The 26234-nt window shown below is 53.4% G+C and carries 20 protein-coding genes; all 20 read left to right on the top strand.

Annotated features, from left to right (window positions below; all coding sequences use genetic code 11):
* The first annotated feature begins 47 nt into the window (after nt 1-47).
* The 20 genes from B9N72_RS06705 to wecB all read left to right on the top strand — a co-directional run bounded on the left by B9N72_RS06705 (nt 48) and on the right by wecB (nt 26234).
* Nucleotides 48-1283: a CpaE/TadZ family protein gene (locus tag B9N72_RS06705; protein ID WP_234985899.1), complete on the top strand. Its 1236-nt coding sequence runs from the start codon at nt 48-50 to the stop codon at nt 1281-1283.
* Nucleotides 1284-1405: 122 nt separating this feature from the next.
* A complete protein-coding gene (locus B9N72_RS06700) occupies nt 1406-2764 on the top strand; it encodes a TadA family conjugal transfer-associated ATPase (RefSeq protein WP_085275652.1) in 1359 nt (452 codons plus the stop codon).
* A gap of 8 nt (nt 2765-2772) precedes the next feature.
* Nucleotides 2773-3747: a type II secretion system F family protein gene (locus B9N72_RS06695; RefSeq protein WP_085275651.1), complete on the top strand. Its 975-nt coding sequence runs from the start codon at nt 2773-2775 to the stop codon at nt 3745-3747.
* A gap of 35 nt (nt 3748-3782) precedes the next feature.
* Nucleotides 3783-4727 carry a type II secretion system F family protein gene (locus B9N72_RS06690; RefSeq protein WP_085275650.1) on the top strand — a complete coding sequence of 315 codons (945 nt, stop codon included), beginning with the start codon at nt 3783-3785 and terminating at the stop codon, nt 4725-4727.
* Between the two features lie 31 nt (nt 4728-4758).
* On the top strand, nt 4759-5910 hold the full coding sequence (locus B9N72_RS06685) for a LytR C-terminal domain-containing protein (protein ID WP_234985898.1): 1152 nt from the start codon (nt 4759-4761) through the stop codon (nt 5908-5910).
* A gap of 947 nt (nt 5911-6857) precedes the next feature.
* Entirely contained in the window at nt 6858-9671 is a 2814-nt protein-coding gene (locus B9N72_RS06680) for a YjbH domain-containing protein (RefSeq protein ID WP_327078283.1), read from the top strand.
* Between the two features lie 46 nt (nt 9672-9717).
* Nucleotides 9718-11628 (top strand): SLBB domain-containing protein, encoded by a 1911-nt coding sequence (locus tag B9N72_RS06675; RefSeq protein ID WP_085275649.1) that lies wholly within the window; start codon nt 9718-9720, stop codon nt 11626-11628.
* A 57-nt stretch (nt 11629-11685) separates the two neighbouring features.
* A complete protein-coding gene (locus B9N72_RS06670) occupies nt 11686-12897 on the top strand; it encodes a GumC family protein (RefSeq protein WP_085275648.1) in 1212 nt (403 codons plus the stop codon).
* Nucleotides 12898-13066: 169 nt separating this feature from the next.
* Nucleotides 13067-14320: a lipopolysaccharide biosynthesis protein gene (locus B9N72_RS06665; RefSeq protein WP_085275647.1), complete on the top strand. Its 1254-nt coding sequence runs from the start codon at nt 13067-13069 to the stop codon at nt 14318-14320.
* Between the two features lie 66 nt (nt 14321-14386).
* Nucleotides 14387-15547 carry a UDP-4-amino-4,6-dideoxy-N-acetyl-beta-L-altrosamine transaminase gene (gene pseC / locus B9N72_RS06660; protein WP_085275646.1) on the top strand — a complete coding sequence of 387 codons (1161 nt, stop codon included), beginning with the start codon at nt 14387-14389 and terminating at the stop codon, nt 15545-15547.
* A complete protein-coding gene (gene pseF, locus B9N72_RS06655) occupies nt 15544-16236 on the top strand; it encodes a pseudaminic acid cytidylyltransferase (protein WP_085275645.1) in 693 nt (230 codons plus the stop codon). Before pseC ends, pseF begins: the two co-directional genes overlap by 4 nt.
* Complete coding sequence (pseG, locus tag B9N72_RS06650; protein ID WP_085275644.1) at nt 16233-17336, top strand: UDP-2,4-diacetamido-2,4,6-trideoxy-beta-L-altropyranose hydrolase; 1104 nt, start codon at nt 16233-16235, stop codon at nt 17334-17336. The genes pseF and pseG overlap by 4 nt, the downstream gene beginning before the upstream one ends.
* Before the next feature lie 64 nt (nt 17337-17400).
* Nucleotides 17401-17979 (top strand): hypothetical protein, encoded by a 579-nt coding sequence (locus B9N72_RS06645; protein ID WP_200810893.1) that lies wholly within the window; start codon nt 17401-17403, stop codon nt 17977-17979.
* A 1-nt stretch (nt 17980) separates the two neighbouring features.
* Nucleotides 17981-19042 (top strand): pseudaminic acid synthase, encoded by a 1062-nt coding sequence (gene pseI / locus B9N72_RS06640; protein ID WP_143477764.1) that lies wholly within the window; start codon nt 17981-17983, stop codon nt 19040-19042.
* The gene (locus B9N72_RS06635) at nt 19042-20466 is read left to right on the top strand and encodes a capsular polysaccharide export protein, LipB/KpsS family (protein ID WP_085275642.1); all 1425 of its coding nucleotides are present in this window, start codon (nt 19042-19044) and stop codon (nt 20464-20466) included. Before pseI ends, B9N72_RS06635 begins: the two co-directional genes overlap by 1 nt.
* Complete coding sequence (locus tag B9N72_RS06630; RefSeq protein WP_085275641.1) at nt 20463-21809, top strand: O-antigen polymerase; 1347 nt, start codon at nt 20463-20465, stop codon at nt 21807-21809. The genes B9N72_RS06635 and B9N72_RS06630 overlap by 4 nt, the downstream gene beginning before the upstream one ends.
* A gap of 21 nt (nt 21810-21830) precedes the next feature.
* The gene (locus tag B9N72_RS06625; RefSeq protein ID WP_159453023.1) at nt 21831-22934 is read left to right on the top strand and encodes a glycosyltransferase; all 1104 of its coding nucleotides are present in this window, start codon (nt 21831-21833) and stop codon (nt 22932-22934) included.
* 26 nt (nt 22935-22960) lie between these two features.
* Nucleotides 22961-23995, top strand: coding sequence for a polysaccharide biosynthesis protein (locus B9N72_RS06620; RefSeq protein WP_085275639.1), 1035 nt, complete (start codon nt 22961-22963; stop codon nt 23993-23995).
* Nucleotides 23996-25102, top strand: a complete 1107-nt coding sequence (gene wbjC, locus B9N72_RS06615; RefSeq protein ID WP_085275638.1) for a UDP-2-acetamido-2,6-beta-L-arabino-hexul-4-ose reductase — start codon at nt 23996-23998, stop codon at nt 25100-25102.
* Nucleotide 25103: 1 nt separating this feature from the next.
* Nucleotides 25104-26234, top strand: coding sequence for a non-hydrolyzing UDP-N-acetylglucosamine 2-epimerase (gene wecB, locus B9N72_RS06610; RefSeq protein WP_085275637.1), 1131 nt, complete (start codon nt 25104-25106; stop codon nt 26232-26234).

Genomic DNA, 26234 nt, shown 5'->3' with positions numbered 1-26234 from the left:
GCAACAAATCGAACGTCACGATAGCAATAACTCACGTGGGGGTTGCCATGAAAATATCGATTGTCTCCCTAAACACCAAGCATCTCGATGAAATGCGCCGTTTTACCGAGGCAGACATCAACCGTGACGTCAAGGTATTTCCTGGTGGAATGGAAATGCTGGCACCGGTTGCCGATCAGTTCCATCCCGACATTTTGATCTTCGAATGTGATGAGCAAGATTTGACGGATTTTTCGGCTTTGTCACGCTTGAATCTGCGCCACCCCGATATTACCGTCATTCTACTATCCAACATCCAGGCGCATGAAACCTTGTTAAGCGCGATGCGGGCTGGCGTTCGGGAAGTACTACCCTCCCCGGCAAACCGTGAAGCCTTGAGCCTCGCCATTTCCCGTGTCGAGGAAAAGCGCATGCTGCAAAACTCGGCACGTCCTAAAGGCAAGGTATTCGCCTTCATCCCGTGCAAAGGCGGCAGTGGCTCCACGTTTCTTTCAACCAATCTGGCTTATAACCTGGCCACCCAGGAAGACAAGAATGTCATCCTAATCGATCTCAACCTGCAGTTTGGCGATGCCGCGCTTTTCGTCACCGACCACAAGCCTTCCATAAACCTGGCCGAAGTGGCTCGTCAAATACACCGCATGGATGCCTCATTTCTGGCATCGAGCCTGATAACGGTGTTGCCAAATCTGGGTATTCTGGCCGCACCTGACGACCCGGTGCAGGCCATGGAAGTGACGCCGGCCCATATTGACACCTTGGTCAACCTGGCACGAAACCACTACGACGTGATCATTCTCGATATCGGCCGAGCGTTGGACCCAGTCAGTATCAAGGCACTGGATCACGCTGACATCGTTTTCCCCGTCCTGCAAATCACCCTGCCCTTCGTGCGCGATGCACGTCGCCTGCTCGACGTACTGCGCTCTCTGGGATACTCGCGCGACAAGATCAAGTTACTGGTCAACCGCTACGAAAAGGGGGGGGAAATCAATCTCGAGGATGTTGAAAAAACGCTGGGCCTGCCGGTATTCAAAACCATACCCAATAGTTTTCGGGCGGTTGCCGCCTCGGTTAACCAGGGCATCCCCATCGCCAAACTATCTCCTAACAACCCGGTCACTCGCACCGTTCAGGAGCTCAGCAAATCGCTGGTCTCCGAGGCAAGCTCCGGAGAATCGTGGTGGGGCAGTTTATTGAATCACTTCAAGGGTGGCGAAGCCCCAAAGAAAACGGTAGTCGGCCCTAGTATGACCGGGCCCATTTCTTCCACCCGGGAATGACGGGTCCGGCATGGGCCGATATCTGCAAACGAGCATGGCATTTTCACTGCAACCACCGCATCAGCTGACTGGATTCTTGTTTTGCTCCCTGTCGCCTGATCACATGTAGAGGGGTAATCATCATGTCCTTGCGAGACCGGCTCGAATCGCTGCACACCCCACCCGAAGCGCTGCAAAACATCGTCAAATCGGCAGCAGGCCTGGGTTATGAGACTTACCATGACCTGAAGGCGCGTATCCACCAAAAGCTGCTGGACCGGGTGGACCTGACCGTCATGGAAAGCCTGACCCCAGACCGTTTGAAGGACGAGCTAAAAATCCTGGTAGAGCGTTTGTTGAGTGAAGAAAACACCGCACTCAACGAGACGGAGCGGCGCAATCTGGTACGGGACATCCAGCATGAAATGCTGGGCCTGGGCCCCCTGGAACCCTTGCTCGCCGACCCCACCATTTCCGATATTCTGGTCAACACCTACCAGCAAATCTATATCGAACGGCGCGGCAAACTGGAGCTGACCGACATCCGCTTCAATGACGACGCCCACCTCATGAAGATCATCGACAAGATCGTGTCGCGCGTCGGCCGACGTGTCGACGAATCCAGCCCGATGGTCGACGCTCGCCTCCCGGATGGCTCGCGGGTCAACGCCATCATCCCGCCCCTGGCCATCGATGGCCCGATCATGTCGATCCGCCGTTTCTCTGCTGTGCCCTTGCGCATGGACGACATCATTGAATACAAGAGCTTGACCCCGGACATGGCCACGGTACTGAAGGGGTTGGCCAAGGCCAAGATGAACATGCTGATTTCGGGCGGAACGGGCAGCGGCAAGACCACCATGCTCAACATTCTTTCCGGCTTCATTCCTGAAGTTGAGCGCATCATCACTATTGAAGACGCCGCCGAACTTCAACTGCAACAGCCACATATAATCCGGCTGGAAACACGCCCACCCAATATCGAAGGGCGAGGCGAAGTACCCCAGCGCGCCCTGGTACGCAACAGTCTGCGCATGCGACCGGACCGGATCATCCTCGGCGAGGTGCGCGGGGCGGAAGCACTGGACATGCTCCAGGCCATGAACACCGGGCACGAAGGCTCCATGGCGACCATCCACGCCAATACGCCTCGCGATGCCATTACCCGGCTGGAGAACATGGTCGGCATGGCCGGCATGAATCTGCCGCCCAAGGTCATCCGCCAACAGATCAGCTCCGCCATCAGCGTCATCATCCAGATCGCCCGCCTGACGGACGGTAAACGCAAAGTGGTGAGCATTCAGGAAATCACCGGCACCGAGGGCGACGTCATCACCATGCAGGAACTGTTCCATTATGTTCAGACCGGCATCGGCACGGATGGCGCGGTGCAAGGGTACTTCTGCTCCACAGGCGTTCGACCCAAATTCATCGACCGACTCAGAACGCACGGTGTAGACATCTCCGACGCGCTGTTCGACCCCAATAAACGCTTCGAATAGGTGCAGACATGGACACCACCTTCGCGATACTCATCGTCCTGATTTTCATCGCCGTGGTCTTCCTGCTGGAAGGCGCTTATCTCACCTGGAACACCTACAAAGGACCGGAGGCGACGCGTATCGAGCGACGCCTGCAAGCCATGTCGGCCGGCGCCCACCACAGCGAGTCGATGAACCTGATGAAAGAGCGGCTGCTCAGCGACACCAAGATCGTTCAGCGATTTCTGCTCGGCATCCCGCGCGCGCATCAACTGGATCGGATTCTCTTGCAGTCTGGCCTCAAGCTGAAGGTCGGCACTTTTCTCGGCCTGACACTGGCATGTGGCCTGGCTACCTTTTTCCTGTTGCAGCTCCTGCCACTTCCTCTCCTCGTTAACGTTCTCATCGGTTTGGCTGGTGCCACCATCCCCTGGATGGTGGTGATGCGTTTCCGTCATAAGCGCCTGGTAAAGTTCGAAGAGCAGTTACCCGATGCCATCGACCTGATGTGCCGCGCCCTGCGTGCCGGCCATGCCTTGCCGCAGTCGCTGAAGATGATTGGGGACGAAATGTCCGACCCGATCGCCGGCGAGTTCCGCACCACGTTCGATGAAGTGAATTATGGCTTCTCACTTCAAGAGGCCATGATGAACCTGGCGACCCGCATCCCGAGTACAGACCTTCGCTACATGGTGATCGCCGTGCTGATTCAACGCGAAACCGGCGGCAACCTGGCTGAACTGCTTGGCAATATCAGTGCGCTGATTCGCGCACGGCTCAAGCTTTACGGCACGATCAGGGTTCTCGCCGCCGAAGGCAAACTTTCGGCCTGGATTCTGACCATCCTGCCCTTTGCTGTGGCACTCATCATCCACTTGCTCAACCCAGACTTCATGAAGGTACTCTGGGAAGACCAAACGGGCTTGATGATGGTGGTAGGTATCGGCGGCATGATGCTGGCCGGTATCGTCTGGATGCGCAAGATCATCAAGATTCAGGTTTGATCATCGGCCGCACAACACATTGAGAGGGAAACGAGATGAACACCTCGCAGTGGATTTATCTGGGCATCATTTTTGTGGCGGTCTTTGGCGTTGTGCTGACCATTTCGCTGCAGATTGCACCCAACCGCGTCAAAGCACGTCTGGACAAGATTTCCGAAACGGAAACCCCCATCGATTCGGATAACTCGTCGGCCTGGGTTGCCAAGGCAATCAAGATCGCGACTCCACTCGCCAAGCTCTCGGTTCCCGCAGAAGGATGGGAAACCTCCCCCATTCGTATTCGCTTCATGAACGCGGGTTACCGCGGCCCGTCCGCCGTGCCACTGTTCTTCGGCGCCAAGACCTTTCTCGCGCTGCTGTTTCCCACCATTCTGTTTCTCTACCTGGGACTGACCGGTGGGCATCAGGACGGCACCAATTTCCTGCTGTTCATGCTCCTTGCCGCAGGGATTGGTTACTACCTGCCCAATATCCTTCTCTCCCGTCGTATCGAAAACCGTCAGCGCGAGATTTTCAACAACTTCCCGGATGCCATCGACCTTCTGCTGGTCTGTGTCGAGGCTGGCTTGGGGCTCGATGCCGCTTTACTCAAGGTGGGGGAAGAAATGCGCATCAAGAGCCCTATTCTTGCCGACGAACTTCACTTGGTGAACCTTGAGTTGCGCGCCGGCAGCACCAAGGAAAGAGCCCTGCGTAATCTGGCCATGCGTACGGGGGTACAAGAAGTGGACACCCTGGTTGCCATGCTGATTCAATCAGACCGCTTTGGCACCAGCATCGGCGAATCACTGCGCGTGCATGCCGACGACCTTCGCACCAAGCGCCGCCTGCGTGCAGAAGAAACAGCGGCAAAGATTCCACTAAAACTGCTGTTCCCTCTGATTTTCTGCATCTTCCCGGCCCTGCTTCTGGTCTTGCTCGGGCCAGCCTTTATCCAGATTTACCGTGTGCTGCTTCCCACAATGGGCGGCGGGCAATAAGTCATTTTGCATGACTTGATAGACAGTCGCCATGGAAGACCTGATCATGAAAACAAAGCATCTGACGTTGCCATTGTTATGTCTCGTGCCGCTTCTGCAAAGCTGCGAATCCACCCCGCCAAAACAAGCATGGGAAATGCAGCCATTGATGCGGGTAAGCAACTCTAATGATAGCCCTGCTGCGTATTATCAACTCGGCCGCTACTACCAGGGTCAGAACCGGACCGACAAGGCTATTCCGGCTTTTCAGAAAGCTCTCGCCCTGGATAGCCAATATGCCGAGGCCCACAATGCACTGGGGGCGTTATATGCGGCACAAGGCCGCTACGACATGGCCATCGCCGAATTTCAAAACGCACTGGCCACGTCCCCAAGCAGCCCTCATTTCCTCAACAATCTTGGCTACACCTTCTATCTGCAAGGCCGCTATGCCGAAGCCGCCGCCATCTACGAGAAAGCGGTGGCACTAAACCCCTCCGACCTCAAAATCGTCAACAACCGCAACCTGACCATGGCCAAGCTGGGAGGGAGAGAGCAAACTAAACCGGCTACGCTGCTGGCCGGCACGCCACAAGCCGCTCAAGCCCCCGCAGCCGAGACCTCAGTTGGCGCAGCCACGGAGAAAGTGGTCGATCCGAAACAGCAGGAAAACGTAGTCGCAGTCGCAACACCTCTGCCCAGTGCTCCACCGCCGACATCATCGCCCGTACCTTTCACTACAGCGGAAGGGCATTCCGTGCAAAAAACGGCCATTGAGCCTCCGGGCACTGACCGCCATGCGTCGCAACAGGAAAAGAATGCGCCAGCCGCCGTATTAGCCTTAAAAGAAACAACGCAGGCCACAATGACTCACCCCCTTCCGCGTTTTGAGGTGTCGAATGGAAATGGTGTAACCGGAATGGCGAAGCGAGTCGGCTATGTGCTTGCCAATCAAGGCTTCGCCAAAGCTCGTCTCACCAACCAGAAACCCTTCCAGCAATCGGTAACGCTGGTGGAATACCGACAAGGCTTTGCACCCGAAGCGGAAAGACTCAGCGCCAGCCTGCCGGTCAAGCCGATGATCAAGGAAAAGAACGATCTGAGAACCAGCACAGACATACGCCTGGTGCTAGGAAAGGACGTGATGCGCAACGTTGCTCTTGTAACGCCGAGGCAGCAACCCACCCGTCTCGCGCTCAAATGACAAGTGGCTCACGAATAACAGGGATGGAAAACAGCGTGCCAAAGTGACCAGATTTCCGGGGGATCGGCATCCAATTTTGATCACCCCGGATGTGCCACACATCCGCCCTTTGGGCGGAGATCAACCTGTTATGCATACCGTCCAGAAGTCCATCAACGGCACGGCGGTAACAGTCTACCATCGTCAACTTCAGCCCAAGCTGCCACTGGGCCACACGCAGCGATTCCGACACGTTGTCATCGTCAAACCCGTCAACTCCTTGCCCAGTTGACCATCATTGCCACAAGGCGGGAAACCTAGTCGAGCGCTTCTCCAGCGGCTCAAGCTAGTTCATCAACATGGCACTTGGCATACCAAGCTTGCTTGGCACTTTGGTTCGCCCCTCTGCGCTAGCCCATACCATGCCAGAATGTGCAACCCATCTCAAAAATAAATGTCAACATCATTAAAATATCAAAAATTCATAAAAATCAACATGCAAAGCCACGTGTAACTTGCCAATGTCTTGCAACATGCAAGATGACTAATTTACACTATGCAAAGGCTACTGTCCTATGCACTCTTCAATAAGGAGTTAACAATGAAACATGCATTTGTTCTTGCCGCACTGACCGCTGCACTTGCCAGCCCGGCATTCGCGGATGTCGCCCCGATCGGCGCCAGTGTCCAAGGTTCCACCACTGCTGGCGCGGGCACTACAGCGGGTGCAGCGGGTAGTGCAGGCGCTGCTGGCGTTGGCGCAACGGCGGGGGTTGCTGGCCTCTCCGTCGGAACAATTGCTGCAATCGGTGCTGCGGTAGCTGGTGTTGTTGCGGCTACTTCGAACTCGAACTCCGCCACCTCTCACTCGGCGACTTCGCATAGCAACTGATTGCCCCTCGGCAACGTGCTCTTTCAAGCCACTTCGGTGGCTTTTTGATTGCCCATAAAAATACAGCGTATCCAAGTTGAATTCTTGTAAGTTTTTGAGGGGATGTTTCTCTCTCATTGCCAGCAGCTCTGCCATAGCCGCTATCAGCCTTAACGGCCAGGATGGCTATATCAACATGCCCAATGCCCTGACCGGGCAGGATGGCAACTGGAGCATCGGCTATAGCTTCGACCGGCCTTACAGCACGCTATGGACCAATGTCACCATGCTGCCGGCTCTGCAAGTATCTGCCCGCTATGTAAGCGTGATGGGTGTTCCAGGCTTTACGGATGCCAATTACGGCGGGGGCTATGGCCGCTATAAAGACAAGGTCTTCGATGCGAAGCTGAAACTGCTTGAAGAAGGGGAATGGACCCCTGCCCTTGCATTCGGCAAAACCGATCTGTTTGGCACCGAGCTGTTCAAAGGCCACTATGTCGCCGCCACCAAGAATTTTGGGCCGCTGGAAACCACACTCGGTTATGGCAAAGGCCGAATCGACGGGCCTTTTGGCGGCGTGCGCTGGCGCCCGTCTAGCCTCCCCAACTGGGCGCTCGTTGCCGAATACGACAACAACAATTACCGCAATGATTTCAATGCGGACAAGACCTTTGCCAGTGAACGCTCTCCCGGCCTGGCTACCGGGGTAGAGTACCGCTGGGGCTGGCTGTCACTGCAGGCAGCACACCAGCGTAGCCACAACAGCATCAATGCCATGGTGAACATCCCTCTTTCCGAGAAAGAGTTTGTTCCCAAGATCTATGAGCCCGCCCCCTACGCTGAAACCCGCCCCCGCCCAACTGATAAGGAGTGGCGCAGTGACTCCACGCATGCGTCGGCACTGCGCCTTGCTCTGGAAAAGCAAGATTACAAGCTGGTTCAGGTGCAATACACCCGTGGCACCCTTTCTCTCCAGCTAAGCAACTCGCGCATCTCCAACATGGGACGCGCCGTCGGGCGAGCCGTAAGAACGGCACTGATGTTCGCTCCACTAGAAACCCGTACGATCAAGGTCACTTATACCGAAACGGACCTACCCGTTGCTACGTTCGAGTTCTTCAATCTTGAGCGCCTGCAAGACTATCTCAACGGAAAAATCAGCCGGGAGGAATTCCGCAAATTTTACCTGCTCCGAGCGGCGACCCCCGATGACGACTTGGCAGAAAACGATGCCAAAGAGCTTGGTGCGGGCCTCAAGGACAATGAAAACCTGTCGGTGCTGTTTTCTGAAGACGGCGACTTTGTTCAGCTCAAACAGCAAGACAGCGAATCCAACCGCTTCAAACTAGCACCCAAGCTCTCGTTCTACTTCAACGACCCTAGCGGGGCGCTGCACTACGACATCAACCTGAGTGCCAGTTACGACAAGCGCCTGGCGAAGGGCCTGTATCTGAACTCGACCGTTGCAGCCACTGTGCTCGAGGATGTCAGTGCGGTCAAACAACCATCCAACAGCCTGTTGCCGCACGTGCGTTCTGACGTGGCGGAGTACAAGCGCGGAAGCAAGGCCAAGCTGTACCAGTTGATGCTCAACAAGTATTACCAGCCCGCTCCCGAATGGTATGGCCGCGTTTCTGCCGGGATTTATGAAGAAATGTATGGTGGCGCAGGCGGCCAGCTGCTCTATGCACCGACCGCATCGCGCTGGGCAGTGGATATTGCTGTGGACGCCCTTAAGCAGCGTGATTTCGATGGACTGGGTTTCAGGCCGTACAGCACCGTCACCGCCCTCGCCTCCATGCACTACAAACTGCCCTATGGCATGACCGCCACGGCACGTGCCGGCCGCTTTCTGGCCAAGGACAACGGGGTACGGTTTGAGCTTAAACGACGCTTTCAATCCGGCGTCGAGATTGGCGCCTGGTACACCTATACAGACGGGAAGGACATCACCTCCCCGGGCACACCCTCAGCCCCATACCATGACCGCGGCATCTTCTTCACCCTGCCTCTGTCTTCCATGTTGACGTTCGACTCCAAATCCAAGGCGGGCTTCTCGATTTCGCCCTGGACGCGAGACGTTGGCCAGATGGTGACCAGCCCGGGCGATCTCTACTCCATATTGGAAGACCCGAGCCAGGACATGAATGTCTTTGACGGGCTGGGCAATTTTGCAGAGCGCGCAGACGAACAGAGTCACCCCGGTGTCGCCCCCCCGGTCGAACGTTACAACCCATGGCCACGAGTTCGCTTGCGGTTGGACGACTCTGCCTCCGCCTTGCCCGACCTGCCAGGCAGTCTCAAGGGGGGCCTCTTGGCAGCAGGTGCCATCGGCATCGCCAGCCTGAGCGACAAACGCTGGGACAATTTTATCCGCGACCATAAAGACAACAGGCTGCTGAAAGGGTGGGACTCCTTCTCGTCGGTTGCCCCTTGGCTGGGCGTTGGCGCAGCGGGCGCCGCCATGATGCTGGGCAACGACCGATTCAGCAACACAGGGTTGATCGCCCTGCAATCCGCGGCGGTAGCCGGCGGCAGCAGCCTGCTGATCAAACAGGCCGTGAACCGTTCGCGCCCTGAACCAGATAGTGGTCACTGGGCCACCCAAAGCGCAGGTAAAAGCAAAAGCGACAGTTCATTCCCATCCAACCATGCGGCAATGGCTTTCGCTCTGGCAACACCCTTTGCCGAAGAATACGACGCGCCCTGGCTTTATGGAGTGGCCACCGCCTCCTCACTTGGCAGAACAGCCCAGCGCAAGCACTGGCTCTCGGACACCGTTGCCGGCGGGTTGATCGGTTACGTCGCTGGGCACTGGCTCTGGAAAGCGCAACGCAACGAAGGGCGTTACCAAACCGGCTTGAACCTGGGGCCCGACCAGATCGGCGTTACCGTACAGAAAAGCTACTGATGGCCTGGCGCCATGCAGAACGAATACAAAATCAAGGTTGATACGAATGCACAAAACACCCACGAACCCTGCACTGCGCACGTTGTGCCACGCACTCTCTATCGCCTTCCTGAGTAGCAGCGCGATTGCAGCTACCATGCCGGCCAACGCGGCGGCCATGTTGGCCAGCAATCCCATGCTAGCGCCGGGCTACGACGTTTCCGCCGTCAGTGGCCTGCCCAGTATCGGCAACGCCAACCCGGTTGAGGCCAATGTGGTCAAACCGACCACCCAACGCCCTGTCGGGCGAGCAGAAGCTCCAAGCCAAAACAGCGAGTTCAGCAACTACGTCAAAAACGTGACCGGTGCCGAGCTTCCGCTCTTCGGCCAATCGTTGTTCCAAGGCGTGCCGACGACGTTTGCCCCGCTCGAAGCTGGGCAAGTCAACCCTGATTACCTCATCGGGCCGGGGGATGAATTGCAGGTTCGCGGCTGGGGCATGGTGGACATTGACCTCACCGTCACCGTGGACCGCAACGGCAGCATCTATCTACCCCGCGTCGGGTCGGTCAACGTTGCCGGCGTGAAATATCGCGACCTGCAAGGGCATCTGAAAAAGGCGGTCAACCGTATTTTCACCAACTTCGAGCTGACTGCCAGCATCTCGCAGACACGCGCAGTGCAAATCTATGTGGTTGGTCATGCCACCCGCCCCGGCACCTACACCCTGAGCGCCATGAGCACGCTGCTCAATGCGCTGTTTACCTCTGGCGGCCCTAGCGGTACGGGCACCATGCGTGATATCCAGGTCAAACGCGGCAGTGAAACCATCACCCATTTCGACCTCTACGACATGCTGGTGAAAGGCGACAAGAGTCGCGATATCGCCCTGCAAGACGGCGATGTGATCTTCATCCCCGAGGTTGGCCCCCTGGTTGCCCTCACTGGCGACGTTAAAAAGCCGGCCATCTACGAATTGAAAGGCCAGACCACACTGGCTGACGTCGTCAACTGGTCTGGCGGCCTCGATTCCGCTGCGGCGCCCAAGCCGGTCATCATCGAAAAGAATGTCGACAACCGCTATCAGACCGTGGTCGAGATCGGCGCCGACAAGAAAGACACACAGTCACGCTTGGCGGCACTTCCCCTTTCTTCTTCTGACATCTTGCGGGTGTTCGCGCCAGCATCGGTTGCGGTAGTAGCACAAAAAGAGCGGGAATTTGTCCGCGTTGGTGGAGCGGTCCAACAAACGGGCGTATTCCAAATCCAGAAAGGTGAAACCCTGCGTGAACTCATCTCGCGTCTGGGGGGAGTTCGTGAAGACGGCTACCTGTTTGCCACCCAGCTAAACCGGGAGACAGTGCGCCGGGCGCAGCAAGACAAACTGGACGAAGTGGCAGACCGCTATGAAAACGAAGTGGAAAAAACGGCATCCGACCGTATCGCAGGCCTCAGCAACAAGGAAAACATTGACGCACTAACTGCCGAAGTAGCGCGACAGCGCCGCATTGCCCAACGTATGCGCACAGTCAAGGCTACCGGACGCATCGTGCTGGAACTGCCTGATGGCAGTGCCGAGCTGAAAAACCTGCCCGACATGCCGCTGCAGGATGGCGACAGCATCTTCGTTCCACGCAAACCCGGCACCGTGGACGTACTGGGGGCGGTGTATCAGCAAAACACCTTCATCTACAAGCCCCGACGCAGTGTTAGCGACTACCTCGGGCTGGCGGGTGGCGCCACGATCACGGGCGACAAGGACGAAATGTACGTGATCCGCGCTGACGGCACCGTGCACAGCCGTCGCAGCAGCGGATGGCTTGTAGGACTAGGCAGTGAGCGCATGAACCCCGGCGATGCCATTGTGGTGCCGGAAAAGATCGAGCGCACCAGCTTCACCCAAGAGCTCAAGGAATGGACCAGCATTCTTTACCAATTCGGCCTCGGCGCTGCTGGTCTGAAGGTATTGAAGGACTAAGTGCAACGGCGCTGCCTCATGCGCCCTCGCCTACCCTATTGAACGGAATGACGATACATGTCTGAAAATGTAAAACCGGTGGCAGAGCAAACCATTGCTGCAGACGAAATCGATCTGCTCGACGTGCTGATCGTGCTCGCTCGGCAAAAAAAATGGATTACCGGCTGCACTATTGGCATTGGTGGCGCAGCCTTAGTGGCCAGCTTACTGATAACACCGATCTTTACCTCGACCGCCAAGATCATGCCGCCGCAGCAACAAAGCTCCGGCCTTGCCGCCATGATGGGTCAGCTTGGCGCTTTAGCCGGCGCCGCTGGTGCAGCCGGCAGTATTGCCGGGCTGAAAAACCCCAACGACCTTTATGTGGGCATGCTGCAAAGCCAGACTGTTGCCGACAACCTGATCCGTCGTTTCAAACTGAAAGAACGGTTTGAAAGCAACACCATGGTCGACACCCGGGCAACTCTGGACAAAATTAGTAACATCACGGCGGGTAAAGATGGCCTCATCGGCATTAGCGTTGATGACAAGGACCCCAAATTTGCCGCTGAATTGGCGAATGCCTATGTGGATGAACTGATCAAGTTGACCCAGACCCTGGCTGTTACGGATGCGGCTCAGCAGCGTCTGTTCTACGAAAAACAAATGCAGACCACAAAGGACAAGCTCGCGCAAGCCGAAATTGCCCTAAAGCAGACGCAGGAAAAAACCGGGATGTTGCAACCAGATGGCCAGGTTCAGGCCATCATAGCCAACGTTGCGCAATTAAAAGCGACGATTGCGGCCAAAGAAGTCGAATTGGCAGCAATGCGCAGTTTTGCTACCGAGCAAAACCCCGACTACATCCGTACCCAGCAAGAAATCCAGGGATTGAAAGCACAGTTGGCCAAGCTTGAACAAGGCCAGCCAGAAGCGGGAGACTTCATGGTCCCCACTGGCAAGGTGCCACAAACTGGTCTGGAATACGTCCGCAAACTACGCGACGTGAAGTACTACGAAACCATGTTCGAACTACTGGCCAAGCAGTATGAACTGGCAAAAATAAATGAAGCCAAAGACAGCTCAACGATTCAAGTACTGGACAAGGCCACACCCCCTGACTGGAAATCCAAACCAAAGCGAGCGCTGATTACCTTGGGAGGCCTATTCATGGGTTTCTTCGTTGGGGTGATCGGAGCATTTGTTCGTGAGTCTTATCGCAAAAGCCGCGAGCAAGATGCTAGTGGACGATGGAAAGCTTTGGGGCTGGCACTCAAGCAAAATCGCTGAGCTCAAGCAGCGACAGCGAGGGTTTTCCTTATTGGCTGATGAGATATTACGACTTCATCCGCTCCTTTGGCAATTTCCAGAGCCCACTCAAGAAACAGACGAAGGAGCAAGAGGCGATCTATGGGATTTTCAATCTTGACTCATTTGCATTAGAAAGATTTATACAGAAATGGCTTCTGGTCGAGCACAACTGTCAAATATTTTTTTGCGCGGACTAACATTGACGAGCCGCTTCCTGTTTGTTTTTTTTATCGCGCGATTTGTTGGACCAACCTTGCTCGGCACATATGGCATTTTCACAGCCACTGTCGGGTACGCACTCTATTTTGTAGGACTTGATTTTTACACCTATTCCACCAGGGAGATGCTCAAGGAGAAAAAAACGGAGTGGGGACGTTTTCTAAAAAGCCAGCTTATACTCTCTCTTTTATTGTATGCAATTTTCATCCCATCAATTGGGTCCCTGTTCTCCTTTAATGTTTTACCACGGGAGTTAATGGCGTGGTTTTTTGTTATTTTGATTCTTGAGCATGTCAATCAGGAGCTGGGACGCTTACTGGTTGCCATATCGGAACAGTTGCTCGCCAGCCTTGCCTTGTTCCTTCGGCAAGGAATCTGGGCAATCCTGGTTGTTGCCCTGATGGCGGCTAATGCAGAAACCCGAACGCTTAACTATGTTTTTGCTGCGTGGGCAATATCCGGATTTTTTGCAGCCATACTTGCTATGTATCGCCTTAAGCACCTAGGAATTAGTGGCTGGCACCACACCGTAGACTGGGTCTGGATTATCAAAGGGATCAAGATTTGTATCCCGCTGCTCTGTGCAACGTTGGCTATTCGGGGGCTTTCTACACTGGATCGCTACTGGCTACAAGCCATTGGTGGCACGGAGGTGGTAGGTGCCTATGTTCTTTTCTTAGGAATGGCCAGCACAATGATGGCGTTCCTGGATGCGGGTGTATTTGCCTATGGCTACCCGATTTTGATCCGCACCTATCAAAAAGAAGATTCAATCTGCTTCAGAAAAGAATTAAGAAAAATGCTAAGGCAGACATTTATTTTTTCAGCTTTATTCTCAGCGGCCAGTCTTTCAATATTGCCGTTCCTGCTGAAGTGGATTGGAAATTCTTTTTACATACAAAATCATGCCATATACCCATGGCTGCTACTGGCGACCTTCGTAAACGCCTTGGGAATGATCCCCCACTACGGCCTCTATGCCCAAGGGAAAGATCGACCCATTATCGTTAGTCATCTTGTTAGCGTTGTTATTTTTGCCGCAACCACTTGGCTATTATCAGCAATAATGCCATTGCTTGCTGTGCCGATAGGGCTCGTTTCTGCTTATGGTTATATTTTTATTTGGAAATCTTTTGCCTTCTTGAAACTGACTCCAAAAGAATACAATTTTGCTCTTGCTTGATCTGTAATCTCGCTTAAAGCCACCAGGAACATAACAGTTAGATATCAATAGGAAAGTTTGCCAGCCATGATTCCTTATGGAAGACAAGATATAACACAAGACGATGTTGATGCCATCGTACAAGTACTGCATTCGACCAACCTCACCCAAGGGCCGGCGATTCCTCGTTTCGAGCAAGCCGTCTTGGAGCATTGCGGTGCCAAGCACGCATTTGCTGTTAACAGTGCCACCTCTGCGCTACATATTGCCTGTCTTGCACTGGGGCTCGGGCCTGATGATTGGCTATGGACTACGCCTAACACCTTTGTAGCCTCCGCAAACTGTGCACTGTATTGCGGCGCCAAAGTAGATTTTGTCGATATCGATCCCAAAACCTACAATCTTTGCCCCAAGGCACTAGAAAAAAAACTACACGCAGCAGAGCAAGCTGGGCGCTTGCCAAAGATCGTAGTGCCGGTACATCTCTGCGGCCAGCCTTGTGACATGCAGGCAATCCATGCTCTTGCACAACGTTACGGCTTTAAGATCATCGAAGATGCATCGCATGCCATTGGCGGTAAATATCAGGGTGAACCAATTGGTAATTGCCATTACAGTGACATTACCGTATTCAGTTTCCATCCGGTCAAAATTATCACCACCGCTGAAGGTGGCATGGCGCTAACCAATAATCGTGAACTGGCAACCCGCCTCGGTCTATTACGTAGCCATGGGATTACTCGTGATCCGGAACTGATGACCAAAGACATGGATGGCCCTTGGTACTACCAGCAGGTGGCGCTGGGTTACAACTACCGCATGACGGATATTCAGGCCGCATTGGGAGCCAGCCAGATGACCCGCCTGGAACAGTATGTCGCTCGTCGTCATGAGTTGGCCCGTCGCTACGACGAACTGCTGAAGTCACTGCCGATAACCACCCCCTGGCAACACCCGGATGGCTATTCCGGCTTGCATCTTTACGTGATCCGCCTGCAACTGGACAAGATCAGCCGCACTCATCGCGAAGTCTTTGAATACATGCGGGCCCAAAACATCATCGTTAACCTCCATTACATCCCGGTGCATACCCAGCCGTATTACCAGGCCATGGGCTTCAAGGAAGGAGACTTCCCTGAGGCTGAACGTTATTACGCCGAGGCCATCAGCATCCCCATGTATCCGACTTTATCCGAAGCCCAGCAGGATGAAGTCATCGCAACGCTCAAAGAGGCACTTGGCGTATGAAACTGGCGGTCATCCCCGCTCGCGGCGGTAGTAAACGTATCCCGCGCAAAAACATCAAAGACTTCTGCGGCCAGCCCATGATTGCTCGTTCTATCGAGGCAGCACGGATCAGTGGTTGTTTTGACTGCATCATCGTATCGACCGATGACGAGGAAATTGCTGCCGTTGCACGTGCCCATGGCGCAGATGTGCCCTTTATGCGCCCGCCAGAGCTGTCGGATGATCACACCGGCACCATCCCAGTTATTGCCCATGCCATAAAGTGGCAACAACAGCAGGGAGAAAAGCCACACTTGATCTGCTGCATCTATGCCACGGCACCTTTTGTTGCCGCTGAGGATTTGAACCGAGGTCTCGAAGCCATCGAGCTGACTCAAGCCGACTATGCCTTTTCTGTTACCAGCTATCCCTTCCCCATTCAGCGGGCTGTGCGCATTACGGAAGCTGGCCGAGTTGAGATGTTTGCGCCAGAGAACTTTACAACCCGTTCCCAGGACCTGGAGGAGGCTTATCACGATGCGGGCCAATTCTATTGGGGTCAGGCCAATGCCTGGCTTTCGGGCCAACCCATTTTCTCGGGCAACACGGTGCCGGTCATTCTGCCCAGACACCGGGTACAGGATATCGACACACCGGAAGACTGGACGCGCGCCGAAATGATGTTTCGCGTGATGCAGGCCCCAGCATGAAGCAGACCGGCAAGACCATCGTGTTCCGTGCCGATGCGTCCCTGCAAATGGGCACCGGGCATGTCATGCGCTGCCTGACGCTGGCCGATACGTTGACCGCATCCGGTGCGGGCTGCCATTTCATCTGCCGCGCCCACGACGGCAATCTGGCTGCGTTTATTCGCCAGCGGGGCTATCAGGTACACCTGCTGGAGCTTGTGCCCGGCGTGCCGGCACAGGCCAATCCGTTGGCGCATGCCGCATGGCTGGGTGCCAGCATGATGCAGGATGCTGCTGAGACTGCCGCGCTACTTTCACACCTAAAGCCGGACTGGCTGGTTGTCGATCACTACGCACTGGATGCGCGCTGGGAAACACCGCAGCGACGCCATGTGGCCAGGCTGATGGTGATCGATGATCTGGCCGACCGCCAGCACGATTGCGACCTGCTGCTGGACCAGAATCTTGGCCGTACCGATGCAGATTATGTGGCCCGAGTGCCGGCGTACTGCACCTGCTTGCTGGGGCCGAACTATGCGCTGTTGCGCCCCGAATTTGCCGCGTTGCGGCCATACAGCCTACAACGGCGCCAGAAAGGCGCGCTGCGCACGCTGCTGATTACCATGGGCGGCGTGGATAAGGACAATGCCACTGGGCATGTACTGCAAGCCCTATCCGGCAGCAGCCTGCCGCTCGACTGCCGCATTACCGTGGTCATGGGTGCCACTGCGCCATGGCTGAACGAAGTAACAACGTTGGCCGAAACCTTGCCCTGGCCGGTGGACGTGCAGGTCAATGTCAGCAATATGGCACAACTGATGGCCGATGCCGATTTGGCCATAGGTGCGGCCGGTAGTACCTCATGGGAACGATGCTGCCTTGGCTTACCAAGTATCGTAATTTGTCTGGCAGAAAATCAGCGGTTCATCACTAATCAATTAAAGCAATGCGGGGCTGCATTAGTTCTGGAGCCACCAAACAATGAAAACTTCCCGCATCAATTATCGATTGCGCTGAATTCATTGGTCACACAACAGGTTTTTCTGCAAGACATGTCATTTTCTGCAAGAAATATTAGCGCTGGCAACGGGACCTCTTTGATCGTAAAGACAATAATTTAAAATGAACATAACAATTATTTGCACATCAGAACATCATCCAGTGAATGCGTATTTGCAGAAGTGGATGTCGAAAAATTCATTGAGTCACGACATTCGGTTGATTAGAGAAAAAAAAGATGCCACAGGTGGCGATATTCTTTTTTTGATTTCATGTGGCCAGAAAATTGAAGACCACGAAAAAGAAAAATATAAAAAAACGCTGGTAATCCATGCAAGCGACTTGCCAAATGGAAAGGGATGGAACCCTCATATCTGGCAAATACTCGAGGGCAAGACAGCAATAACAGTTAGCCTGCTAGAGGCTGCCGATAAAATTGATAGTGGCGACATATGGTCAAAAGTTCACTGCTCAATCCCTAAAAATGCATTATGGGATGAAATAAACTCCACAATATTTGAAGCTGAACTACTGCTAATGGATTTCGCAGTAGATAATTTTTATTCCTTGACCCCCCAGCCGCAATCTGAACTATCAAGTGACAATGTCTACTATCGGCTAAGGGGGCCTGAAGATAGCAAACTTGACCCTAAAAAAAGCATAGCAGAACAGTTTGACTTAATGCGTGTATGTGATCCAGAACGATTTCCCGCATTCTTTTTTATGCATGGTTGCAAATATAAATTAACTCTGGAGAAAATTTAAATTGAAAAACCACATAGAGATTGCGGGGAAAAAAATTGGCAATGAATTCCCCCCATACGTTATTGCCGAAATGTCAGCCAATCACAATGGTGCCCTTACCGTTGCTTTAAGTCTGATTGATGCGGCCCAAAAGGCTGGGGCAGATGCGATAAAGATACAAACCTATCGTCCCGACACGATCACACTTAAGAGCTCCCTCCCTGATTTTCAAATCAATGACGGTTTATGGGCTGGTAGAACGCTTTATGAACTCTACGAATGGGCACATACTCCTTGGGAATGGCATGCCCCGCTATTTGATCATGCCCGCAAGCTGGGCATTACCATTTTTAGCTCGCCGTTCGATCGCACCGCCGTAGATTTGCTGGAAGACCTGAATGCACCGGCCTACAAGATCGCCTCATTCGAAGCCGTCGATCTGCCGCTGATCAAGTACGTGGCCAGCACCGGCAAGCCCATGATTATCTCGACCGGCATGGCAGATGCGGAAGAGATTCAGGAAGCTATCGATGCGGCCAGAGCTGGCGGCTGCAAAGAACTGGCGATTTTGCATTGCGTAAGCGGTTATCCAGCGCCAGCAGAAGACTACAACTTGCGCACCATCCCGGACATGATCCACCGCTTCGGCTTGGTTACCGGCTTGTCCGACCATACGCTAGACAATACAACGGCGATCACCAGTGTGGCACTGGGTGCGTCGATCATTGAGAAACACTTCACCCTGGATCGTAGCGGTGGCGGTCCGGATGACAGTTTCTCGCTGGAACCGGCAGAAATGAAAGCCTTGTGTGATGGTGCACGCACGGCCTGGGCAGCATTGGGTAATGTGGACTATGGCCGTAAGTCCAGTGAACAAGGCAATGTCAAATTCCGTCGCTCCCTTTACTTCGTAAAAGACTTGAAAGCAGGCGACATCATTACCGAGGATGCCGTACGCAGCGTACGTCCCGGCTTCGGCCTGCCACCCAAAATGGTCGACCAGATCATCGGCAAGGCCGTCACGCAAAACATCCGTGCCAATACGCCGGTTGAAGCTGCAAAAATCAGGGGCTTTGGCGCGTAATGAATATCCTGCTGCTGTCGAATGGTGCACCAAACTACCATTACTTTTTCAATAGCCTGGCCCAGTGCTTCCATGAAGACGGGGCCAAGATCGTGGTTGCGGTCGACAGCAAGCTGTCGCGTGATACCAACGGGTTGGATGCGCTGGGATTCGAGATTTACGAATTCCCTGCCTATTTTGCCGTGCACCAGACCAATCCGGCCCTGCTGGCAAAGTATGCCGACCGTAACCTCAATGCGGCGCTGCTGTCCGATTTCGAGCGCGCCGAGGTATACGGTATTTGGGGTACCAAGGATCACGATTACTTCGAGCGGCTCAAGAGTGCCTTGCTGAGCTATTTCGAGGAAATCTTCCAGCGTCACGGCATTGATACCGTGCTGTATGAAAACGTCTCCAACACGCTGGCCCACTTTGCCCTGTTTGTTGCCGAAAAACATGGTGCCCGCTACTGCGGCGTGGGTGGTTCGCGTCTGCCGGGGCGTTTCTCCATTACCGATGATCCGCTGAATGACGACGAGCCAGCCGAGATGTTCAAGGCCATTCGTTCCGGTGAGCGTGAAGTGGCGCCCGACGTGCGGGCATGGAGTGAAGACTACCTGTCCAATATCGAGACGATTGTTCCGGACTACATGAAGATCAACGGGTTGGACAATACCAGCCTGATCCGCAAGTACGTCAAGGCAGACAAATTCAAAAGGGTGCTGACGGTATTGCGCCATGCCGGGGATGACAGCTACCACGCATTCCAGATCGGCAATCCGCTGCGTACCTATCTGAACCTGTTCTGGCGCAGTGTAAAGCGCAAGTTCAAGCTAAAGCTTATCCGCAACCGCTACGAACAGGCGGTAGAAGGTGAATCCTTTTTGCTGTACCCGATGCACTTTCATCCTGAGTCGTCCACTTCCATTCTGGCAGGTACGTATCTGGACGAGTATGAGGTCATCCGCAATATTGCCTTTAACCTGCCGCAGGGCATGAAGCTGTACGTCAAAGACCACATCAGTGCCTGGGGTTATCCGTCGCTGGCGTTTTACAACAAGGTACGCAAGCTACCCAATGTCCGGTTGCTGCATCCTAATGCGCCAACCAAGCTGCTTATCAAGCAGTCTCGTGCCGTCATTACCCTGACCAGTACCGTGGGTTACGAGGCGGTATTGCTGGGCAAAAAGGTCTTCATGTTTGGCAAGGTCTTTTATGACTTTCACAAGGACGTGGTGCCGGTTGCTAATCCTGCCGCGCTGTTTGCCTTGCTGAAGCGAGAGTTGGCCAGGGAGGTTGTGTACGACAAGCAATATAACGTTGATTTTGTTTGCGCATATTATTCGGCGTCTAGATCTGGCGCTTTGAATCTAATGTTAAAAGATGAGGCTGCGCACAATGTTGTGAAAGGCCTGTATCCCACGATAAGAAAATATATTGCATGAACATTTCTCATGGAAAGATTCTTGTTGAAAAGGGGGCTTTTGGGTTTTTTGCCCTTTTGACTGTTTTTTCATTTGTTTTTGCTGTTAGCTTGGATTTGAATTTTGACTTTGTCGGGCTGACTTTTTTTGCTCTTGCTGTTCAATCTGTGTTTCTTGCTTCTTTTTTTGGCTTAAAGCAGATTTCTTTGCTTAGGTTGTATTACTTGTTTTCTTTTATATTTTTGGCGCTAGTCCCTTGGGTTCATTATTCTAATAATATTATTTTTTGGGGCGGCGGAAGCTTGGGGGATGAAGATTATTTGGTAACAAATTTCTTAATCTTCATGTCTAATTTTTTGATTTTATTGGTTTATTATTTTGGCGGCGGCTTTAAGTTTTTGCCGGTTGCCGATTTACTGCAAAATAAAGCTCCAAGTAAAAAAGTTGGTGTGTTGCTTGTTTTATTGGCTTTGCTTTCTTTTTTTGTTTTGCTTCTTATTAATAACTTCTCTCTGGCTCAAATATTTCTTAGGGGCATTGTCGGAGAGGATCGTGATAATACCGTTGAGAATTCGTCATTGTCTCTGCTATTGACAATGACTTCAAGGATGGTTCCATTTTTTTGCTTTCTGTATGGGTATACGCAAAATAAATCGGGGAAGATTTTAACCACAATTTTACTTTTTATTTTGATTTTAAGTGTATTTCCAACTGGTGTTGCTCGGTACATGGTTGGCTTTGTTTATATTCCTGTTTTGTTGATATTTTTTCCTGCGCTGCGAGCAGGAAAAATATTTTCGCTTTTTCTGGTTTTTGCAATTTTTATAATTTTTCCTTTTCTAAATCAATTTAGAAAATTTGATAGTTTTCAGGATTTAAGTATTTTACCTAGCGCAGATTTTTTCTTTGAAGGGCATTTTGATGCCTATCAAAATTTTGCCAGAGTCGTTCAGATTGATTTTGTAACATATGGCTATCAAATGCTGGGAAGTTTGTTTTTTTATGTTCCGCGCTTTATTTGGCCGAACAAGCCAGTTGGTAGTGGTTATGAAATTGCAGAACAATTGGGGTATTTTTTCAATAACATATCAATGCCTTTTTTGGCGGAGGGGTACGCAAATTTTGGCGTCTTAGGTGTTTTCTTGTTTGCTGTTGTTATTGCTTTTGCTATGGCGAGACTGGACAGAAAATATTCTTTTGACGGCCGTTCTGGCGAGCGAATTTCATATTTTGGCGCTGTTTACCTTTATCTTTGTGGTGCGTTGTTTTTTGTTCTTCGGGGTGATCTTCTTTCGTCGGTTGCATATGTTACGGCAGGTTTGTTTTCGGCCTTTTTAGTTAGATTTTTATGTAGGTTTTTTTGACGGCAAGTGATGAAAAGATTTTTGATCAATGCCAGCAATCTCCACGTCGGCGGCGGTGTCCAGGTGGCGACCTCGGTAATCGGCGAACTGACCCTGTTACCGGCCTTGCCTGCCGGCCTGGTGGTGTGGGCGTCCGATGTGGTGGATGCCAATTTGCGGCAGCTGGGGTATGACCTGTCGGCTTTGCCGGCCTATGAAGTGGTCAACAGTTTCGGACTGAAGATGCTGCGCTCGCCACTGGCGCGCCGCATGCAGGCCTTCGATGCGGTGCTAACGGTGTTTGGCCCGCTGTATGTCTGGAGGCTGACTGCTGCCAACATTACCGGCTTTGCCCAGGCTTGGATTATCTGCCCGGACAACGATGCCTATCGTGCGCTGGGCTGGCGCCAAAGCTTGCAGGCCCGTCTGAAATTTGCGGTACAGGCAGCCTTTTTCCGCCGTGCCGACATGCTGCTGGTCGAACTTGATCATGTGCGAGACGGATTGCTGCGTCACGGCCTGGCATCCGCGTCGTCTATCCGCGTGGTTCGTAATTGCCTGTCGTCGCTGTATCTGTCGCCACAGAGCTGGCAGCCGGTGGCCGTGGACGATACCGGCTGCGATATCCGGCTGGGCTTTGTGGGGCGCAACTATCCACACAAGAACACGCGGATTTTCCCGGCGCTGATCGAGATTCTGCGTCGCGAGCACGGCATCCGCGCCAGTGTGCATGTGACGTTTACCAATGAAGAATGGGCGGCCTGTGACGAAACTTTCCGCGCAGCGGTATCGAATGCGGGGTCACTGGCCGTTGCCCAGTGCCCGGCTTTTTATCGCAGCATGGATGCGGTCATTTTCCCAAGCTTGCTGGAGTGTTTCTCTGCAACGCCACTGGAAGCGATGGTGATGGAACGTCCATTGTTTGCCTCCGATCGCCCCTTCAACCGGGATGTCTGTGCAGAGCATGCCCACTATTTTGACCCACTTGACCCTGCGGATGCTGCCGCCAAGATTGCTGCCTACCTAAAGGGTGGTAATGACAGATCAACTGCTTTGCACGCTGCAAGTCAGCATGCTTTATCTTTTTCAAATGCGTCAGACCGGGCTCGGCAATATCTGGAATGCCTTGTTGCATCTGCCCAGTAAATCTATATCAACCTTTTGGATTCAGCATGTTTAATAAAAAAACCTTGTTAATTACCGGTGGCACTGGCTCTTTTGGCAATGCTGTGCTTCGTCGCTTCCTGAATACCGATATCGGCGAGATTCGCATCTTTAGTCGGGATGAAAAAAAGCAGGACGACATGCGCAAGAAGTACAACAGCCCAAAACTCAAGTTCTATATCGGGGATGTACGCGATTACAACAGCATTCTAAATGCTACTCGTGGGGCGGATTTCATCTACCACGCGGCTGCACTCAAACAAGTACCGTCCTGCGAGTTCCACCCGATGGAGGCCGTCAAAACCAATGTTTTGGGTACTGAAAACGTGCTGGAAGCCGCTATTGCCAACGACGTGAAACGCGTGGTGTGCCTAAGCACGGACAAGGCGGTTTACCCGATCAACGCCATGGGGATTTCCAAGGCGATGATGGAAAAGGTCATGGTGGCGAAATCGCGCAGTGTCGATGAAAACAAGACCGTTATCTGCGGCACCCGCTACGGCAATGTCATGGCATCGCGAGGTTCGGTGATCCCTCTGTTTATCGATCAGATTCGTGCCGGCAAACCGCTTACCATTACCGACCCTTCCATGACACGCTTCATGATGACGTTGGAAGATGCGGTAGAACTGGTGCTGTATGCCTTCGAATATGGCAATAACGGAGATATTTTTGTACAGAAAGCACCGGCAGCGACGGTGGAAACACTGGCAAAGGCATTGCGGCGCATTCTCGACAAACCGGATCACCCGATCAATGTCATTGGCACCCGTCACGGTGAGAAGCTCTATGAAGCTCTGTTGAGCCGCGAAGAGATGGCATGCGCCGAAGACCGGGGCGATTACTACCGCGTACCGCCGGATCTGCGTGATCTTAACTACGGTAAGTTCGTTGAGCAGGGTGATGTGCGGATTACTGAGCAAGAAGACTACAACTCGCATAACACCCAGCGTCTTGATGTGGACGGCATGGAAGCCTTGCTCTACAAGCTGAGCTTTATCCGTGCCATCTGCGAAGGTCAGCCGGTAGAACCGGAGGCATAAATGAAAATCCTGCTGACGGGAGCCAGTGGTTTTATCGCTCGCAACCTGCTGTTTTTTCTGCGTGAATCCGGCTTTGACGATGTGATCTGTTTTGGCCGTGAGCATGATGATGCCAATCTGAAGCAGGCGTTGGCCGAAACGGATTTTGTGTTCCATCTGGCTGGGGTGAACCGCCCACAGGATGTGACCGAGTTCACACAGGGCAATGTGGGGCTGACGGAGAAGCTGGTCAGTTTTCTGGATGAACTAGGCCGAGCAGTACCGATCGTGTTCAGTTCCTCCACCCAGGCGGATCGAGACAATCCGTACGGCGTGAGCAAGTCCACGGCCGAGCAACTGCTATTGGCCTACAGCGAGCGCACTGGCGCCCGGGTAGCCGTGTTTCGTTTACCGAATGTTTTCGGCAAATGGAGCCGCCCTTTCTACAACTCTGCCGTTGCCACGTTCTGCCACCAGATCAGCCGTGGGGAGCCCGTCACGATCCACGATCAAGCAGCGCCGTTACGCTTGGTATATGTGGATGATGTGTGTAAGCGGTTTGTCAGTCTGCTGGTAACAGATAGCACCGATGCGGGTTACCTGGATGTCGAACCGGTGTATGACACCACTGTCGGCCAGCTGGCGGCACAGTTGCAGGCTTTCTACGGTAGCCGCTCCTCGCTGATTACCGAGCGAGTAGGCACAGGCTTGGTACGTGCACTGTATGCGACTTATATCAGTTTTCTGCCGCCCGAATCGTTTGCCTACGATCTGCCTGCCTATGGCGACGCGCGGGGGGTGTTCGTCGAGATGCTAAAAACCCCGGATTGCGGGCAGTTCAGTTTCTTTACCGCCCACCCCGGCATTACCAGGGGCCGCCACTATCACCACACCAAGACCGAGAAATTTCTGGTGATCAAGGGTAAGGCACGCTTCGGTTTCCGCCATATTGTGACCGACGAATACCTGGAGGTACTGGTTGACGGTAGCAAGCCCCAAGTGGTCGAAACTATTCCCGGCTGGTCGCATGACATCACCAATATTGGCGATGACGAGATGATCGTCATGCTGTGGGCCAACGAAATTTTTGACCGGCAAAATCCGGACACTATCGCGCACAAGGTTTGAAATGAAAAAACTGAAAGTTGCCACCGTTGTCGGCACCCGACCGGAGATCATCCGCCTGTCTCGGGTGCTGGCACGCCTTGATCAGTACTGTGACCATGTATTGATTCACACCGGCCAGAACTACGATTACGAGCTGAACCAGATTTTCTTTGATGATCTTGGCGTCAAAAAGCCTGACTATTTTCTGTCCGCTGCCGGCAAAAATGCAGCCGAAACCATCGGCCAAGTCATTATTGCAGTGGACCGCGTTCTTGAAGAAGTAAAACCGGACGCACTGCTGGTACTGGGCGATACCAACAGCTGCCTGGCCGCCATCCCTGCAAAGCGCCGGAAGATCCCGATCTTCCACATGGAGGCGGGTAACCGTTGCTTCGACATGCGTGTCCCGGAAGAAAGCAACCGGCGCATCGTCGACCATACGGCTGATATCAATCTGACCTACAGTGACATCGCCCGCGAGTATCTGTTGCGGGAGGGCTTGTCGCCGGACCGCGTCATCAAGACCGGCAGCCCGATGTTCGAGGTGTTGACGCACTATCTCCACAATATCGAGGCATCCGATGTGCTGTCACGCTTGGGCCTGGAGCAAGGCAGGTTCTTCGTGGTAAGTGCACACCGTGAAGAGAACATCGATTCCGACATCCATCTCGGCAAACTGGCCGAAACATTGAATACGGTAGCGGAGCATTACGGCGAGCCTGTGATCGTATCCACTCACCCCCGCACACAGAAGCGTATCGATGCCAAGGGGCTGGTTTTCCATCCCCAGGTAAGACTATTGAAGCCGCTCGGCTTTACTGATTATGTACATTTGCAGATGACGTCGCGCGCGGTGCTGTCCGATAGCGGCACGATTACCGAGGAGTCGTCCATTCTCAACTTCCCTGCGCTTAATATTCGGGAGGCCCATGAGCGCCCCGAAGGCATGGAAGAGGCCTCCGTGATGATGACAGGCCTGGATGTCGAACGTGTCATGCAAGCACTCAGCATCCTTCAAGATCAGCCCCGTGGCGAAGAACGCCTGTTGCGGCAGGTAGCTGACTACTCCATGCCCAATGTGTCGGACAAGGTGGTACGCATCATCCATAGTTACACCGACTATGTGAAACGAGTTGTGTGGAGGCAGAACTAA

The sequence above is a fragment of the Pseudogulbenkiania subflava DSM 22618 genome, assembly GCF_900177275.1.
GTDB lineage: Bacteria > Pseudomonadota > Gammaproteobacteria > Burkholderiales > Chromobacteriaceae > Pseudogulbenkiania > Pseudogulbenkiania subflava.
Note: the sequence above shows the minus strand (reverse complement) of the source record. Positions and strands in the feature narration are given on the sequence as shown.

Excerpts from the sequence above, each read along its gene's own strand:
- B9N72_RS06705 (WP_234985899.1), top strand. The coding sequence starts at position 48 with ATGAAAATATCGATTGTCTCCCTAAACACCAAGCATCTCGATGAAATG.
- B9N72_RS06700 (WP_085275652.1), top strand. The coding sequence starts at position 1,406 with ATGTCCTTGCGAGACCGGCTCGAATCGCTGCACACCCCACCCGAAGCG.
- B9N72_RS06695 (WP_085275651.1), top strand. The coding sequence starts at position 2,773 with ATGGACACCACCTTCGCGATACTCATCGTCCTGATTTTCATCGCCGTG.
- B9N72_RS06690 (WP_085275650.1), top strand. The coding sequence starts at position 3,783 with ATGAACACCTCGCAGTGGATTTATCTGGGCATCATTTTTGTGGCGGTC.
- B9N72_RS06685 (WP_234985898.1), top strand. The coding sequence starts at position 4,759 with ATGGAAGACCTGATCATGAAAACAAAGCATCTGACGTTGCCATTGTTA.
- B9N72_RS06675 (WP_085275649.1), top strand. The coding sequence starts at position 9,718 with ATGCACAAAACACCCACGAACCCTGCACTGCGCACGTTGTGCCACGCA.
- B9N72_RS06670 (WP_085275648.1), top strand. The coding sequence starts at position 11,686 with ATGTCTGAAAATGTAAAACCGGTGGCAGAGCAAACCATTGCTGCAGAC.
- B9N72_RS06665 (WP_085275647.1), top strand. The coding sequence starts at position 13,067 with ATGGCTTCTGGTCGAGCACAACTGTCAAATATTTTTTTGCGCGGACTA.
- pseC (WP_085275646.1), top strand. The coding sequence starts at position 14,387 with ATGATTCCTTATGGAAGACAAGATATAACACAAGACGATGTTGATGCC.
- pseF (WP_085275645.1), top strand. The coding sequence starts at position 15,544 with ATGAAACTGGCGGTCATCCCCGCTCGCGGCGGTAGTAAACGTATCCCG.
- pseG (WP_085275644.1), top strand. The coding sequence starts at position 16,233 with ATGAAGCAGACCGGCAAGACCATCGTGTTCCGTGCCGATGCGTCCCTG.
- B9N72_RS06645 (WP_200810893.1), top strand. The coding sequence starts at position 17,401 with ATGTCGAAAAATTCATTGAGTCACGACATTCGGTTGATTAGAGAAAAA.
- B9N72_RS06635 (WP_085275642.1), top strand. The coding sequence starts at position 19,042 with ATGAATATCCTGCTGCTGTCGAATGGTGCACCAAACTACCATTACTTT.
- B9N72_RS06630 (WP_085275641.1), top strand. The coding sequence starts at position 20,463 with ATGAACATTTCTCATGGAAAGATTCTTGTTGAAAAGGGGGCTTTTGGG.
- B9N72_RS06620 (WP_085275639.1), top strand. The coding sequence starts at position 22,961 with ATGTTTAATAAAAAAACCTTGTTAATTACCGGTGGCACTGGCTCTTTT.
- wbjC (WP_085275638.1), top strand. The coding sequence starts at position 23,996 with ATGAAAATCCTGCTGACGGGAGCCAGTGGTTTTATCGCTCGCAACCTG.
- wecB (WP_085275637.1), top strand. The coding sequence starts at position 25,104 with ATGAAAAAACTGAAAGTTGCCACCGTTGTCGGCACCCGACCGGAGATC.